Origin of the sequence: Haemophilus parahaemolyticus, assembly GCF_002015035.1 — a bacterium.
GTDB lineage: Bacteria > Pseudomonadota > Gammaproteobacteria > Enterobacterales > Pasteurellaceae > Haemophilus_A > Haemophilus_A parahaemolyticus.
This window is the reverse complement of sequence record NZ_MUXY01000008.1, coordinates 82,170-98,306: the sequence shown is the minus strand read 5'-3', so window position 1 is coordinate 98,306 and position 16,137 is coordinate 82,170. Positions and strand designations below refer to the sequence as shown.

Genomic DNA, 16,137 nt, shown 5'->3' with positions numbered 1-16,137 from the left:
TTGGGAGACAGTATCTACAGATATTATTGAGAATAATGCGACAAATCACGTCGCTATAATTTCAAATAAAAAAATAGCGACATCTCTGTCGCTATTTGTAAATTGAATTTATTTTTTACCGCTCTTATTCGTTTTTAGGCATTGCCCTATCCAACAACACCTTAACCACCTTCGGCACGCCCTCCCCTGCTTTTTCTTTAATGGCAGTCACCCAACGGCGAACAAAACCCGTATTGGGATTCGGATCAACTAGATAAACTAGCGAGCCATAAGGGGCTTCATTTACTAAACCATTGGCGGGATAAACCTGCAACGATGTGCCAATTACGATCACAATATCTGCCTTTTTCACCAATTTTTCCGCTTTCGGTAGCATTAGTACGTTTTCGCCGAAAAAGACGATATACGGGCGCATTGGATGCCCGTGATTATCTTTGTCGTCCAGTTGCTGATTGCCTAAACATGGCACGATGTAATCGGTATTGAAGCTGCTACGAGCTTTGTTCAATTCGCCGTGCAAATGCAACACATTGGTGCTTCCTGCCCGCTCGTGCAAATCGTCCACGTTTTGTGTGATGATATGCACTTCGTAAGCTTTTTCCAGCTCCACCAACGCCAAATGTGCTGCATTCGGCTGTGCGGCTTGTGCATTACGGCGGCGTTCGTTATAAAATTCCAACACTTTCGCACGGTTTTTCTTCAAGGCTTCAGGCGTGCAAACTTCCTCGATTTTATGCCCTGCCCACAATCCATCTTCCGCACGGAAAGTCGGAATTCCACTTTCGGCACTAATTCCTGCACCAGTTAACACGACGCAAATTGGTTTTGTCATAGTTTTCTCCGTTTTTATTACTCGTTTTCTAATTGGTTTTAGTTCGTGATAAGCTGTCTAAAACCCAATTCTTCTTGTCTGATTATACTGCGGTTTGATTTCGCACTCTTCTTGTAGTGCATTGAGCCAACTTTTTGGCTCTTCAAATGGCACAAATTGATGACGGCGAGCAACCGCCGCAAAATCTCCTGGTGTAAGCAAATTCAGCCGCTCGATAAAATGTAAATCTCCTTCATTTAGCTCTCCCAAGCCTAAATATTTTGCCTGATTTTTGGCGAAATCTTGTCGCTGAGTTGCACTAAGATAATCAAATTTCAATTTAAGATCAAAACGGCGTAATGCGGCAGGATCAAGAATATCCATTAAGTTTGTAGAAACAATCAATAAACCCTCAAACCGCTCAATTTGGGTGAGCATTTCATTCACCTGCGAACGCTCCCAGCTCCGTTGTGCATTATCACGTGAGAACAGGAAACTATCGACTTCATCTAACACTAACACACCATTTTCCGATTTTGCTTGCTCAAAAGCCGCTGCAATTTTTTGCTCTGTCCCGCCCACATAAGGATCAAGTAAATCTGAGCCTTGTTTAAGCAACAAAGGCATATCCAACTGCTCAGCAAGCCACGAAGCCCAAGCCGTTTTGCCTGTTCCCGGTGGACCATAGCAACAAATCCGCCCTTTTTTGGTGCGTTTTAATCCTTCACTGAGCCGATGAATATCATCCTTGCAAGAAACCCAATCTAAATCATATGCCATTTTGCCCTTAATAAGCGGTTGAATTTTCGCTTTTCCTTGCGATTGTAATGTTTGATTAAACAAACTCAAAAGCACTTCCGCAAAGGTTTTATTTTGCAAATTAACTTGATTTGCCACTTTAATCGCTCGATCCAAAATCGCAGGCGTTAATGACTGCTCTTTAGCAAAATGCTGGATATATTCTGCCGATAATTTATCGCTTGCTAAATTTCGAATAAGATCCGCTTTATTCTTACTCGGCAAATCAGGCATTTCTAAAATAAAATCAAAACGGCGTAAGAATGCCTCATCAATGCCGCTTACTGAATTAGAAATCCAAATCATCGGCACACTATTATTTTCAAGTAATTGATTAAGCCACGCTTTATTTCTCTGAGCAATCGAACGTTCGAAGAATGAACGTGCAAATACATCTTCAATTTCATCAAAAATTAATAGACTTTTGCTACTTCTACCTAATAACGTTTGTGCCATACGGCAATGATTTAAACGGTTTTCTGCCCGAATAACATCGCCATCCTCATCCATATAAGCAATATTGTAAGCCGTTAAATTTAATGTTTTCGCCAACAATCCTGCTAATTCTGTTTTGCCTGTGCCTGGTTTACCATAAATTAAAAAATTAACACCTTTTTGTTGTTTTTCGACCGCTTGTTGCAAATAATTTTGCATCATTAAATAGGTGTCAGAAATATATTCAAATTGCGTCAAATTTAATTTAGGTGGGTTACTTAAAATTACACTGTTTTTAAGTAGTTTTTCCTCATCAAAAGGCAATAAGGTAAATTCATCCGCATCAAGCGTATCGCCCCATTCTACATAATTATCAACATCAGTTGGGCTATAACTACGTTGTAATAAACCATATTGGAATAATTTACTGCTTTTCTTCAAGACGGAGCGAAGTTCATCACGGCTAACATTCAGAAATTCCACTAAAAATTCGACCGCTTGTGGCAAACTTTTCGGAGAAAAAAAGTTAAATATATAGGAAAAATCACTTTCAATTTTTAAATGTAACGACAAACGTAGCACGCTCATTTCAGCCTCATTAAGCGATAACAATGAGGCTAATTGAGCTAAATTTTCCTCTACTTGCTTTCCATTTTCATCAGAAAATGTAGGCATCTTCTTTAATATTTCGTAGCGTGGTTTTAATAACTCCGCCACGATTTCAGGTAATTTTTCTTCTTGCTCTAATTTATTGGGTAATCCCAATGCTTGCGCCACCTCATCACTTTTCCACCGAGCTTCTTCAAAAAGCGTTTCTAATCCTTTATGTTCAAATAACACTTTTAGCATCATTTTTTCGGTGTAATTTGATACCGTTGGCGAATTTAACTTATACTCTTTTTGCATTGTTTTTACGTTTGACATATTATCGCTCCATAAAAAATACCTTTCGTCTTTTGACGAAAGGCATTTTAGGGGAGCAAGCGACATTTTGTGTCGTATTAGAATACTATTAAATATCTTCAATCATAGAAATCAGTTTTTCAATTGCTTCTTTATGCGGTAACTCTTTTTTCCCTTGAGGGTGAACACTATGAATATAATAAACTCCGTTCACTTTATATAAAATAGATGATGTATTTTCCCATTTCTCTTCAGTAATTTTAGATTCTTTAGGTAAATCTAATATATTCCAATCTGATGTAAATAAAATAACAGCTTTAGGTTTTAAGATATCAATTTCTGTTAATAGTATTTCTTTGCAAATATCTCGTTGTTTATAAAAATCCTCATTGCAAGGATTACCTCCATTCATTGGTGCAACTTTACATAAATTAGACCACGCAATATTTTTATACCAATTTTCAGAAAAATATAAATAAGTAATTTTTCTTATTACACGCCAAAAAGCAGATTTAGATGTGTTGTATTTATCTTTGCTACCAATTTGATCTTCAACCCATTTTATAGGTTCTTTATCTTCCACAAAATGAGCAAATAATTTATCTTGATCTTTTTCACTTTTCCAACCATTCGTTGCCTTACCAACAAAGAGAATGCCTTTTCTTTGCTTCCATTCGCTACCTACATGAACATAAAAAGCTGATAATTCACTATCAAAGGATTTATTTCCAAACTTTTGGTATAATTTTTCATACAATGGTTTAAGTTTATTTTTGAGAGTTTCCTTCATATTTTCCTCCTAAATAAAATCCTAGAAAATCTTAACTAACTATCCGACAAATTCTGTCGTATTAAAGATACTCTCGACTAATTTCCTCAATCTCCTCCCCAAACTTTGCAATCCACCAATTCAGCATCTCACTTTCTACCACTATTGCACGAACTAAATAAGTATCGCCTTCGTCTGTGATTTCTTGATCTGTGGACAACGGCGTTTCGGTTAAATGGAAACCATAAGGCTTACCAATGCGGAAAGTCAGACGAATTTTCTTGCCGTTACCAAAGCCAAAATGTTGTTCAGCAAGATAATGTTTTAGGTTGAATTTTGGGCGTTCAAAAGTGAACGTGGTTGCAGTAGCATTGAGAAAACGATGCAGGGCAAGATGGAAAATATTGCCATCTTCATATTGCACCACTAAATAATGTGCCGCCCCTTGCTGCACAAGGGCGAGCGGTTTAACGTCTGCTTTGTGTTCTTTGCCCGTTTGATTGCGATAATGCACATTTAATAGGCGGTTGTTATAAAGTGCGGTGCTAATTTCTGTGAAAATCTTCGGTTCAATTTTGGCAGGCAAAAGGGGTTGGCTGGTTGGTGCAATGGCGACTTTATCAAGCCATTCCGCCCCCGATTTTTTGTGGCTGTCGTAAACCAGATTGTATTCCGCTTGTTGGAAGAACCCCTCCATTGAGCTCATAATGCTAGCGGGGAGAATACCATTGAGATACTGCTTAGCAAGCATTAAAACAAGAGATTGCTGCTCGTTTAAAATCGGTAAATCAATCCCTTTTGCATTTGGTTTCCAACGGTATCCATAAGGCCTATCACGTTCATCGCATTCAATGTCAAACTGCTCGCAAAGTTTTTTCATTTGGCGTTGAATGGTGCGAAGTTCACGTTTTATTCCGAGTTCTGCAAGTTTTTGATGAACCTGCTCGGCAGTGATTGCCCCTTTTTTAGGAATGAAACGCAAAATTTCGAGAGGTAACTGAATAGTAGAATGAGGTTGTGACATAATCTCGCCTTTTTCGCATAAAATCAATAAACGTATTATAGCGAGATTATGCCACAGATGCCTTAGTCAGATTTTACGAAACCATGTTATTTTTTACCGCTTTGACAAATAAAAGTGGTGGGCGATGTTGTAAATCTTTAAACTCGTTATGCCATTCTGGTTTATCCGTAAGCATAGGTTCTTCTACTTGAGCGATGTCAAAGCCAGCTTGAATGAGTTGGTTAAAGATGGTTGCCATTGTACGATGATAAGTTTTAAAAGATTGTTGAAACCAGTTTCGGCTACGCTCTCCCTCATCACGATAATAATTTAGGCGATATGCAACCTGTTGTTTTTGTTCATTTTTCTCCCAACGATACCCCTCTCGATAGCAAGTTACAATAGGGTGCTCTTGTGAAAAAAGAAGTGTGCCGTAAGCGGTCATTTTTGCTGAGATTTTTGCAAGTAAATCCGAAAAATCATTGATATAGTGAAATGCAAAAGAACTCACAACGAGGTCAAACTGATTTTCAGTTATTTGATCGAGAGATTCCATCGGCAAACAATAGAGATTAAAATTATGCCCTTCTTGCCAATTCTTAGACAGCGTTTCTTTCGCTTTGTGAAGCATTAACTCAGATAAATCTAATCCAACAACCTGACTTGCACCTTGCTCTAAATAATAAGCAAGGTGCTCACCCATTCCACAACCAAGATCAAGAACCTTTTTGCCTTTCAATTCAGGTAACATTCCAAACATCGTAGGTTTTTCAACGACTTCATTCATACTGATAGGGTTATGGCGTAACTGATGATAGCGTTCAAAAAAGATGGGGGTATCGTAAATACTTTTTTTCAAATTTGCCTCCGTAAATATGCTCAATACATATTGGAAAATGAGCAACAAAAAACACCGCTTGCATTTGCTTACGGTGTTTAATTGATTGAGAATTACAGCTGATCTGCATGATGAATCAACACAAACTTCTCCCAAAGCTCTTCTTGGGTTTCTTGATGATTGCTATCAGTAATAATGCAGTTGGTAATCGGACAGACTTTCTGGCAAGTAGGCTTTTCATAATGCCCAACGCATTCTGTACAAAGCAACGGATCGATAACATAAATCTCATCGCCTACCGAAATTGCCTCATTCGGGCATTCAGGTAAACACATATCACAGTTGGTACATTTTGCGGTAATCAACAACGCCATTGTCTGCCATCCTCTCGTTCAAAAAAGAGGCGAATATTAGCCTTTTTGTTGAGCTAAGTAAAGCACTGTTGCAGCAACGCGTGAATGTACATTTAATTTCCGAAGTAAATTACGGATATGCACTTTCACCGTTTCTTCAGAAATAAAAAGCTGAGCGGCAATTTGTTTGTTAGACATTCCTGTTGCAATCCATTGTAAAACGTCCAATTCACGATCGGTAAGTTGTGCAAGCGGATCGCTTTCTGGTTGACGAAGCAAATGCTGACGCACAGTTTCGCTTAATGCCATTTCACCACGTGCAGCTTTTTGGATATTTTCAATCAACTCTGCGGTGTCGCTATCTTTCAATAAATAGCCATCCACGCCCGCATCCATTAATGCTAAAATATCAGATTGCTCGTCCGACACAGTAAGCACCACCACGCGAGCATCTACATCGTGAGCACGCAATGAACGCAAAGTATCCAAGCCTGAAATGCCTTTCATATTCAGATCCAAAATAATCAAATCTGGATGCAGGTCTAACGCTTTAGCAATACCCTCTGAGCCATTGCTCGCTTCCCCAACTACTACAAAATCCGTTTCGAGCTCAAGAATTTGACGCATTCCTTTACGCATTAAAGGGTGATCATCAATTAAAAGAATTTTATAAGGTTCAGTCATTTCTTGCCTCATATTTATTACACACTAATTAAGATGACTATTTTCTCACTCTCACTACCCAAAACAAGCTACCCATTTTGGGTAGATTGCACTCTTTTTGATCTAGGCTAAAAAAATCACCATCTTCTTACCAAGAAAAATTGCAAAACTTTGTAAGTTTTTAACCGCTTGTTCCGCTATAATAGCCTCAATTTTGATTAAAAGAATGAATTTATGACCACTCAAACAACCTATTTCGCCACTGCCGCACGTGGCTTTGAAGAGATGCTCAAAACTGAGCTAGAACAAATTTGTGGTGCAAGTTGTAAAGTCGCTCAAGGCGGCGTGCATTTTACTACCACGCAAAAAGGCGTGTATCAAGCTTTACTTCATAGCCGTTTAGCTTCTCGCATTTTACTGCCGTTAGTTACCACAAAAATCTTTAGCGGTTTAGATTTATATGCTTCCGTAGTAGGCTACAACTGGGCGGAACTTTTCGATCCTCGTGATACATTTTTCATTGATTTCAACGGCACAAACCGTGAAATTCGCAACACTCAATTCGGTGCGATGCGTGTGAAAGATGGCATTGTAGACTACTTCGAACGCAAAGGCTTTGAACGCCCTGCTGTGGATAAAATAGCTCCAGATATACGTATTCACGTCTATTTAAACCGTGATGATATGGTGATTTCGCTTGATTTAAGTGGCGAAGCCTTGCATATGCGTGGTTATCGTTCAGACACAGGCAAAGCACCATTGCGTGAAACTTTAGCAGCAGCGATTGTATTACGCTCTGGCTGGCAACAAGGTATGCCATTGGTTGATCCGATGTGTGGTTCAGGCACGTTACTGATTGAGGCGGCTCAAATGCAGGCAAATATTGCTCCGCAGATTCAGCGTAAGCATTGGGGTTTCCACGCCTGGAAGGGGCATGATATGGCACTTTGGAACGAAGTTTGGAATGACGCGAAATCAGCCGAAAAAGTACTGACAAGCAGTCAATTTTTTGGTTTTGATCTCGATCATCGCGTGCTACAAAAAGCTAAACAAAATGCACTCAATGCAGGCGTTGGCGAGGCAATTCGCTGGCAACAAGGCGATATTGCAGCCCTCAAGAATCCTTGCCCAGAGCAAACAGGTACGGTGATTTGTAACCCGCCTTATGGTGAGCGTTTAGGTACAACACCTGCACTAATCGCCCTTTATTCAGTGTTTGGTCAGCGTTTAAAACAGCAATTTACAGGCTGGAATGCTTCGATTTTCAGCGGCGAACCTGAATTACTCAACTGCTTGCGTTTGCGTTCAGCTCGTCAATTTAAAGCGAAAAATGGACCGCTTGATTGCGTGCAAAAAAACTACTCCATCACGCAACGTCTTGAAAACACAGAGCAAAACGAACTGGCATTTAAACCAGAGCAGCAAGTAGCGACAGATTTCGCAAATCGCCTTGCCAAAAACATCAAGAAAATCGAAAAATGGGCGAAGCAACAAGGATTAGATGCTTATCGCTTATATGATGCCGACTTGCCAGAATATAATTTAGCAGTGGACAGATATGGCGATCACATTGTGGTGCAAGAATATGCTGCCCCAAAAAATATTGATGAACAAAAAGCCCGTCAACGCTTGTTGGATGCGGTTTCCGCAACGCTTTATGTAACAGGTGTAGAAACCAATAAATTGGTGCTCAAAGTGCGTCAAAAACAGAAAGGCACGAACCAATACGAAAAATTGGCAAATAAAGGCGACTATTTCTACGTAAATGAATATGGGGCAAAATTGTGGGTGAATCTTACCGATTACCTTGATACAGGTTTGTTTTTAGATCACCGCTTAACGCGTAAAATGGTGGGTGAAATGGCAAAGGGCAAAACCTTCCTCAATCTATTTGCTTACACAGGATCAGCAACGGTGCACGCCGCATTACAAGGGGCAAAAGCAACCACAACGGTGGATATGTCAAACACTTACCTTAATTGGGCAGAGCAGAATTTAGAACTTAACGAAATTCCATTAAGAAATCATCGCTTATTCCAAGCCGATTGCTTGCAATGGTTAGCTGAATGTCGTGAACGTTTTGAAGTGATTTTTGTTGATCCGCCAACATTCTCTAACTCAAAACGAATGAATGAAAGCTGGGATGTGCAACGTGACCATATCAAACTAATGAGCCAACTCAAACGCATTCTTACCCAAGACGGCACGATTATTTTCTCAAACAATAAACGTGGCTTTAAAATGGATATGGAAGGCTTAGCAGAGTTAGGCTTAAAAGCGGAAAATATCTCGAAAAAAACGCTTCCGCTAGATTTTGAACGCAACCCACATATTCATAATTGTTGGGTAGTTGGGCATATTTCAGAGAAATAGAATATTTTTCTATTAAAATAAGATAATATACAAAGTAATCCTCAATATTTATATATGCATACTAATTACGTTATCAGTTTAACTACAGCTAGACAGCGACGCGAACATATTAAACAAGAATTTGGTCGTCAAAATATTTCTTTTGAATTTTATGATGCTCTCATGCCTTCTGAGCAACTAAATCAGCTAATCCAGAAATACCTTCCAAATCTATCTCAAGCATCTCTTTCAGAAGGCGAGAAAGCTTGCTTTATGAGCCATTATATATTGTGGAAAAAATGTGTTGATGAAAATTTACCTTATATTTTCATTTTTGAGGATGATATTTTATTAGGAGAAAATGCCTATCATTTTTTAGCTCAAGACAAATGGATAGAAGAAAGATTTAATGAAATAGATGAATATATATTACGATTTGAAACATTCTTAAACTACTCAAAATGTAAGGATATTGGAATTCCTAGCTATCTTAATCGAAATATATTAAAACTAATCGTAGAAAATTGTGGTACTGCAGGATACATTATTTCTTCAAAAGCGATAGTAAACTTAACTAAATTCATAAACTCATTAAACTCAGAAGAGTTATGTGCCATTGATTTAATTATGTTTAACAAATTTAATAGATGCACATATCAATTGAGCCCAGCTTTATGTATTCAAGAAAACCAGCTTGAATTAGAACACAAAAAGTTATCTAGTCAACTGAGTAAGGAAAGAGATATTTCTCACAAAAATAGAAAAAACAGAACTATATTTGAGTTATTAAAATCATTATACAACAAACCAAGAAAGATATACAGAAAGAAATACAAAGACAAATTCACTATTCCATTTAAATAACCAATAACTCGTTATAAATATTATAAATTTATTTTTAAACCTTATAAAAATAAACATTTGTAATACTTATTTATGCCTTATTATGAATAACTTAAGAAATATATCTAAATCGTGTTTAACTAAACAAATATTTTCTCTAACCCAAAAACCAATAATAAAAAATGTATACAGAACCTTTGTACCTAGAAAAACAAGAAAAAGTATAGAGGTATATGTAGATAGAAAACAACAAAATTATACATCAAACAAGTTCAAAGAGTTTATTGAATATTATTTCAACACAAGATTATCAAAATTTAATCTATCACCCGTCCAACCAGAATTAGTTAATAAAAAGATAATTTGGCAATATTGGGGACAGGGAATTGATAAGTGTCCAGATATAGTAACGAAATGTTTTAAAAGTGTAGATGAATTTAAAAACGATTATCAAGTTATAAGACTTGATGATTCAAATCTATTCGATTATTTAAATTTACCAGAATTTATTTATGAAAAACGTAAGCATAAAGAATTTAGACCTGCTTTCTTTTCTGATCTTATTCGTTTAGCACTTTTAGATGTATATGGTGGAATTTGGTTAGATGCAACAATTCTATTAACAGATTTTATTCCTAGTAAGATCAAAAACATGGATTACTTTATGTACCAAAGAGATCATCTTACTTCTAATAAAGAAATGTGGATAAGATATGATCCTTTGTACTTCGATTGGGATAAGAAACATAAAGTAAATGTTTTGAACAGTATCATTATATCAAAGCCAAAGAATATTGTTATACATACAATTTTAGAGCTATTATTAAATTATTGGGCTACACAAAATCATGTTCCTCATTATTTCTTTTTTCAAATCTTATATGAAGAGCTAATTACTGATAAGTTAATTCAGTTTAAATGTGAAATAATAGATGATACTTTACCTCATTTATTGCAAACAATGTTAAATGATAGTTTTGATCAAGGTAATTTCAAAAAAATTATAGAAAAATCTTCAATACACAAATTAAGATATAAAGAAGATATGAGCCCCAACACATATTACACTTATATAATGAAAAAACTATAAAGATAGGAAATATTTAAATGGTTTATCATAAAAAAAATTTAATATCAATTAGCAGCCTAAAATTCAAACAAGGTGGTGGGATGGAACGTTATCTTGTTGATCTGGTAAATGGATTCCACCAAATTAATATTATACCAAAGGTTTATTCAACTAAATTTGATACACAACTAGATGAATATAAATACATAAATCCGATTAGAATAAATCTTTCTCTTGTTCCAAAGCAAGTGAGACAGCCTTTCCTATCTTATTTTTCGAATAAACAAAAAGAGCAAAATGAAATATCTATTACGATGTCTTATACCAATGCAGATATTGTTATTTGTGGAGGAAATCATAAAGGATATTTGAAAACATTAGGATTACGAGCTAATTTAAAAGATTTATTTAAAATTCATAATGAAAAGAAATCCTTAGATCATTCTGAGTTGGTAGTTGCACACTCAAAACTAATGAAAAAAGAGTTAGTAGAACTATATAATACTAATGAAGAAAAAATTGCGGTAATTTACCCTCCAATTGATACAAGTAAATTTTTAATTATTGATGATAATAAAAGAAAATCATTAAGAGAAAAGTTAGGATTTAAAGAAAATGAAGTCATCTATCTATTTCCATCAACAGGACATTCAAGAAAGGGATTTGATATCCTTAAAAAATATTTCGAAAAATCTGATTTACCAATACGTTTAGTTGTTGCAGGTACACCTGTAACTGAGTCTAAAAATATTACCTCATTAGGATTTTGTAAAAATATGCCTGAGTTATATCAAGCAAGCGACTATACTATTATGGCATCAAAATATGAGCCTTTTGGATTAGTAGGGCTTGAATCCATTCTATCAGGTACACCAATTTTATTTGCAGATAATATTGGCTGCTTAGAAGTACTCAAAAAAAACTTCGGCTATACATTTTCCAGAAATAATATTGAAACCTTAGAGCAAGCGATTAAAAATTCTGTAGAAAGTGCTAAACAAAAAAAGCATAGAATTCAATCCCCGTTAGACTGTATTGATTATGATCCAAGACTATCTCATCATATTCAAATATTGTTGCAAGCTATCGCAAATTTAAAATAATGGACTTCCAATCCCTAAAACTCTTTCTTGACCTCGCCCAAAGTCGCAGTTTTATCCGCACTGCGGAAAAAAACTATATGAGTGCTTCAACTCTTACACGCCATATTCAGCGAATGGAAGAGGAGATAGAACAACCGCTTTTAGTCAGAGATAACCGCCAAGTGCATCTTACAGAAGCGGGCGAAAAATTCTTGGAATTTGCAAAACAGAGTTGGGCAGATTGGCAAGCGATGAAAAATGCACTTTCTCCCCATCAAGGAGAATTAGAAGGCGAGTTGCAACTTTTCTGTTCAGTAACAGCAGCCTATAGCCATTTGCCTGCAATGTTAGAGAAATTTCGTCAGCGTTATCCAAAGGTTGAAATCAAGTTGATTACGGGCGACCCAGCTCATGCAGTCAGTGCGGTGCATTCCTTACAAGCTGACATTTCCCTTGCGGGTAAGCCAAACAATTTGCCAAATAATGTCGAATTTCAGCATATTGACGATATTACGCTTTCATTGATTATCCCTCGCGTGGCTTGCTCTGCAACACAATTGCTTCAGCAAGATCCGATTGATTGGCAAAATATGCCGTTTATCTTACCGCTTGAAGGCTCCGCACGCCAGCGTATTGAAGCGTGGTTTAAATCGCAAAAAATTAAAGAACCTAAAATTTATGCCACCGTTGCAGGACACGAAGCGATAGTCCCGATGGTGGCATTAGGTTGTGGTGTAGCATTATTGCCCGATGTAGTGATTAAACATAGCCCCGTAGCAAATCAAGTTTCTTACCTTAACTTAAAAAAGCCCATTGAACCTTTCGAATTAGGCATTTGTGTGCAAAAAAAACGCTTACAAGAGCCGATTATTAAGGCATTTTGGGAGCTATTTGCTTGCTAAAGTTATTTAGCGTTCTTTTTTGCCCATTCTAAGAAACGTTGTTGTGTTTCTTTATCTGCTTTAGAGAAGAGTAATTGCAATTGCTCTTCTTTTACATTTTTGGTTTCTACCACAATTTGCCCTTTTGCTTCAAAAGTCGCATTCACAAATGCAGGAACAGCCGCCACGCCTTTACTAGCGTTATACTTGACAAGGTTGTCTTCAATACGGCTATTTGGTGCAAAGCCTTCGCCTTTTAACATATCTTGTTTAAACGGGATTTCTTTGCCTGATGCGGTTTGAATTTTAAAGGTTGGATTTGCTTGGAATTTATTGACATCGTGAGATGAGCGGAATTGAGGCACAACGAGTGTCATTTCTTCATTTGTTCCCTCAAAAGTTAATACAATTGGATTCATTGAAAAATATTTCCCATCCACAATATCACCCACACTCACCACCACTTGGTGCGTTTTAGTATCGTTAATTTGGACATTTTCCCAGCGTTTTACGGATTGACCATCTAACGCTAACATTTCCACTGAGTTAGGGGTTTTTAATGTGCCCGCAGTCGCAAACGTTGCTACCAAACAAGCGGTCGTTGTCATCATCAATTTTGCTAATTTCATCATATTTCCTTAAATTGCAATAGATTTAAAAAAAGTGATGTCTATGCTATGCTAAATTAAACAAAATAGAAATAATTTTATTATCAAGGCGTTATTTTTGTGGGAAAATCACGCTAATTTTTTAACAGGAATGATTATGAGTGATGAACATCAGAGCCTCAGCTCAATAGAAAAAACAGAGAAAAAGAATTTAATTCAGTCGTTTTTAGGTATCTTCCAAACAGAACCTAAAAACCGTGAAGATTTGGTTGAAGTGATCCGTGATTCGGTCGAAAATGAGTTGATCGATAGCGATACCAAAGAGATGATTGAAGGGGTGATGGAAATTTCCGAACTTCGTGTGCGTGATATTATGATCCCGCGTCCTCAAATTATTTCGATTGATTCAAAACTGCCACTTGAAGCCTGTGTGGATATTATTATTGAATCTGCCCATTCGCGTTTCCCTGTGATTTTAGATGATGGCAAAGATAGCATTCAAGGCATTTTGCTTGCGAAAGATCTACTCAAATATCTCCGTTCTGATGCGGAAGAATTTAATATGGAGGCTATCCTTCGCCCTGCGGTGATTGTACCAGAGAGTAAACGCGTGGATAGAATGCTCAAAGAATTCCGCTCAGAGCGTTTCCATATGGCATTGGTGGTCGATGAGTTCGGTGCGATGTCTGGCTTGGTCACCATTGAAGATATTTTAGAGCAAATTGTGGGCGATATTGAAGATGAGTTTGATGAAGAAGAAATCGAGCCAATCCGCCAACTTTCTCGCCACACTTATGCCGTTTCCGCTTTAACGGATATTGAAAAATTCAATGCTTTTTTCGCTACCGAATTTACCGATGAAGAAGTAGATACCTTTGGCGGTTTGGTCATGCAAGCCTTCGGACACTTGCCACAACGTGGTGAGCAGCTTGAGCTTGAACAGATGAATGTGAAAGTGACTTCTGCAGACAATCGCCGTTTGATTCAATTACGTGTAACCGTTTCAGACGAGCAATTAGAACGAATGGAAAGCCGTCAGGTAGAATCGGAAGAATAGTACTATCAATTAATTTAAACGTAGGGGCGGGGGTTATCCCCGCCTATTTTCATATATGATTTTCGGGCAGCCCTACGTGAAGAGCAGTATAATTATCATACATTTTTCAATTTGCATTCCCATTTGAGTTCTTCATTATGTTAAATTCTATAAAAAATCCCCCTCGTTTAATCGCTTGCATCATCAGTTTTCTCTTTGGTGCAATCGGCACACTCGCCTTTTCGCCTTTTGATTACTGGATTATTGCCTTTGCTTCCGCCTTTGGCTTAATCTGGTCAGCCACTTTATCACAACGTAAAACCGCATTGTGGGCAACTTTTGCCTGGTCGATTGGTTATTTTGGCATTGGCGTAAATTGGATTCACGTGAGTATGATCCAATTTGGTGGTGTGCCTGTCGTGATTAGCTATCTGGCAGTTCTGCTACTTGCTTGCTACCTCGCACTCTACAATCTACTCTTTACTTGGGGCGTGCATAAATTTAAGCTGAAAAATCCGTTTGTGCTTGCAAGCCTTTTCACTGGAACGGAATATCTCCGTGGCATCGTTCTTACTGGTTTCCCGTGGCTTCAGCTCGGTTATAGTCAAGTTGATAGCCCTTTTGCCCATATCGCCCCGATTTTTGGCGTAGAAGGTGTTACTTTCTTCATTATTGTGATTGCTACTTATCTTGTTCAATTTATTTTACAAGAAAATCGAAAAATTAAACCGCTTGCGACTTTTACATTGCTCATAGCGGTCGCCTTTGCTACACGTTTTGCCAATTTCTGGCAAATTGATGCTGAAAAACAACCGCTTACCGTGAGCCTTGTACAAGGCAATATTGAACAAAAAATGAAATGGGATCCTGCTCATTTCGACTATTCGGTGCAAACCTATGTGGATCTTATTCGTCCATTGCTTGGAAAAAGTGAGGTGATTATTCTGCCTGAATCGGCAATTCCCGCATTGGAAAATCAGATTTCCCCATTGCTTAGCTCAATGCAAAATGCGTCTGCGGAAAGCCAAAGCGATATTATTATCGGCACGCTTTATCAAGATAATCGAAATCAACTCTTTAATAGTGCGTTATTACTGAATGAACAACCTTATGATGCGGAACAAGCACCTCGCTATAAAAAGCATCATCTCGTGCCTTTTGGCGAATACGTGCCTTTTGGCTCGGTGTTAGATTGGATGCGTGAGGTCTTTATTCTGCCAATCAATTTATCGCAAGGGGAATTTGTTCAACCTGCATTACAGACGAAAAATACCCGTTTTAATTTAGCGATTTGCTATGAGATTATCTTTGGCGATCAAGTGCAACAAAACCAAAAAAACCACAATAGCGATTATCTCTTAACTATTACTAATGATGCATGGTTTGGAACTTCTATTGGCCCTTGGCAACATTTCCAAATGGCAAGAATGCGAGCTTTAGAACTTGGCAAGCCACTTCTTCGCTCTGCCAATACGGGAATTACTGCAATAGTGGATGCAAACGGCAAAGTGGTTCAGCAATTGCCGCAATTTGAGAAAGGTGTGCTTACCGCTCGGGTTTCTCCCGTAATAAGCAAAACACCATTTAGTTTATGGGGCAATACGGTACTTTATAGCTTAAGTGCTTTGATTGTGGCGTTGGCAGTGATGAGACGGAAACCATAAATCTTATCCTTTAGCAGCTGTATTTTTTC

15 protein-coding genes are annotated in these 16,137 nt (G+C 37.5%); 7 read left to right on the top strand and 8 right to left on the bottom strand.

Features of this window, described 5'->3' with window-relative positions; all coding sequences use genetic code 11:
• Nucleotides 1-124: 124 nt before the first annotated feature.
• The 7 genes from B0185_RS06520 to B0185_RS06490 form a co-directional block, all read right to left on the bottom strand.
• Nucleotides 125-832, bottom strand: a complete 708-nt coding sequence (locus B0185_RS06520; protein WP_005707534.1) for a Sir2 family NAD-dependent protein deacetylase — start codon at nucleotides 830-832, stop codon at nucleotides 125-127.
• Between the two features lie 57 nt (nucleotides 833-889).
• The gene (locus tag B0185_RS06515) at nucleotides 890-2,968 is read right to left on the bottom strand and encodes an AAA family ATPase (RefSeq protein ID WP_005707532.1); all 2,079 of its coding nucleotides are present in this window, start codon (nucleotides 2,966-2,968) and stop codon (nucleotides 890-892) included.
• An 88-nt stretch (nucleotides 2,969-3,056) separates the two neighbouring features.
• On the bottom strand, nucleotides 3,057-3,737 hold the full coding sequence (locus B0185_RS06510; RefSeq protein ID WP_005707552.1) for a uracil-DNA glycosylase family protein: 681 nt from the start codon (nucleotides 3,735-3,737) through the stop codon (nucleotides 3,057-3,059).
• A gap of 61 nt (nucleotides 3,738-3,798) precedes the next feature.
• Nucleotides 3,799-4,740: a helix-turn-helix transcriptional regulator gene (locus tag B0185_RS06505; RefSeq protein ID WP_005707527.1), complete on the bottom strand. Its 942-nt coding sequence runs from the start codon at nucleotides 4,738-4,740 to the stop codon at nucleotides 3,799-3,801.
• Between the two features lie 73 nt (nucleotides 4,741-4,813).
• Entirely contained in the window at nucleotides 4,814-5,578 is a 765-nt protein-coding gene (locus tag B0185_RS06500; protein ID WP_005707515.1) for a class I SAM-dependent methyltransferase, read from the bottom strand.
• 92 nt (nucleotides 5,579-5,670) lie between these two features.
• Nucleotides 5,671-5,931, bottom strand: coding sequence for a YfhL family 4Fe-4S dicluster ferredoxin (locus B0185_RS06495; protein WP_005707554.1), 261 nt, complete (start codon nucleotides 5,929-5,931; stop codon nucleotides 5,671-5,673).
• Nucleotides 5,932-5,967: 36 nt separating this feature from the next.
• The gene (locus B0185_RS06490) at nucleotides 5,968-6,594 is read right to left on the bottom strand and encodes a response regulator (RefSeq protein ID WP_005707570.1); all 627 of its coding nucleotides are present in this window, start codon (nucleotides 6,592-6,594) and stop codon (nucleotides 5,968-5,970) included.
• 213 nt (nucleotides 6,595-6,807) lie between these two features.
• Here B0185_RS06490 and rlmKL point away from each other — a divergent pair, with 213 nt between their 5' ends.
• The 5 genes from rlmKL (at nucleotide 6,808) to ilvY (ending at nucleotide 12,821) form a co-directional block, all read left to right on the top strand.
• Entirely contained in the window at nucleotides 6,808-8,946 is a 2,139-nt protein-coding gene (gene rlmKL, locus B0185_RS06485; protein ID WP_005707567.1) for a bifunctional 23S rRNA (guanine(2069)-N(7))-methyltransferase RlmK/23S rRNA (guanine(2445)-N(2))-methyltransferase RlmL, read from the top strand.
• 54 nt (nucleotides 8,947-9,000) lie between these two features.
• Nucleotides 9,001-9,789, top strand: coding sequence for a glycosyltransferase family 25 protein (locus B0185_RS06480; protein WP_005707541.1), 789 nt, complete (start codon nucleotides 9,001-9,003; stop codon nucleotides 9,787-9,789).
• Between the two features lie 82 nt (nucleotides 9,790-9,871).
• Nucleotides 9,872-10,858, top strand: a complete 987-nt coding sequence (locus B0185_RS06475) for a capsular polysaccharide synthesis protein (protein WP_005707521.1) — start codon at nucleotides 9,872-9,874, stop codon at nucleotides 10,856-10,858.
• A gap of 17 nt (nucleotides 10,859-10,875) precedes the next feature.
• On the top strand, nucleotides 10,876-11,940 hold the full coding sequence (locus B0185_RS06470) for a glycosyltransferase family 4 protein (RefSeq protein ID WP_005707566.1): 1,065 nt from the start codon (nucleotides 10,876-10,878) through the stop codon (nucleotides 11,938-11,940).
• Entirely contained in the window at nucleotides 11,940-12,821 is an 882-nt protein-coding gene (ilvY, locus tag B0185_RS06465; RefSeq protein ID WP_039863427.1) for an HTH-type transcriptional activator IlvY, read from the top strand. The genes B0185_RS06470 and ilvY overlap by 1 nt, the downstream gene beginning before the upstream one ends.
• Before the next feature lie 2 nt (nucleotides 12,822-12,823).
• Here ilvY and B0185_RS06460 read toward each other — a convergent pair whose 3' ends face one another.
• A complete protein-coding gene (locus B0185_RS06460; protein ID WP_005707585.1) occupies nucleotides 12,824-13,429 on the bottom strand; it encodes a DUF2057 family protein in 606 nt (201 codons plus the stop codon).
• A gap of 136 nt (nucleotides 13,430-13,565) precedes the next feature.
• Between B0185_RS06460 and corC the strand changes: the two genes are divergently transcribed.
• Both corC and lnt read left to right on the top strand, forming a co-directional pair.
• A complete protein-coding gene (gene corC, locus B0185_RS06455) occupies nucleotides 13,566-14,465 on the top strand; it encodes a CNNM family magnesium/cobalt transport protein CorC (RefSeq protein WP_039863428.1) in 900 nt (299 codons plus the stop codon).
• A gap of 137 nt (nucleotides 14,466-14,602) precedes the next feature.
• The gene (lnt, locus tag B0185_RS06450) at nucleotides 14,603-16,108 is read left to right on the top strand and encodes an apolipoprotein N-acyltransferase (protein WP_005707595.1); all 1,506 of its coding nucleotides are present in this window, start codon (nucleotides 14,603-14,605) and stop codon (nucleotides 16,106-16,108) included.
• Nucleotides 16,109-16,137: the final 29 nt, after the last annotated feature.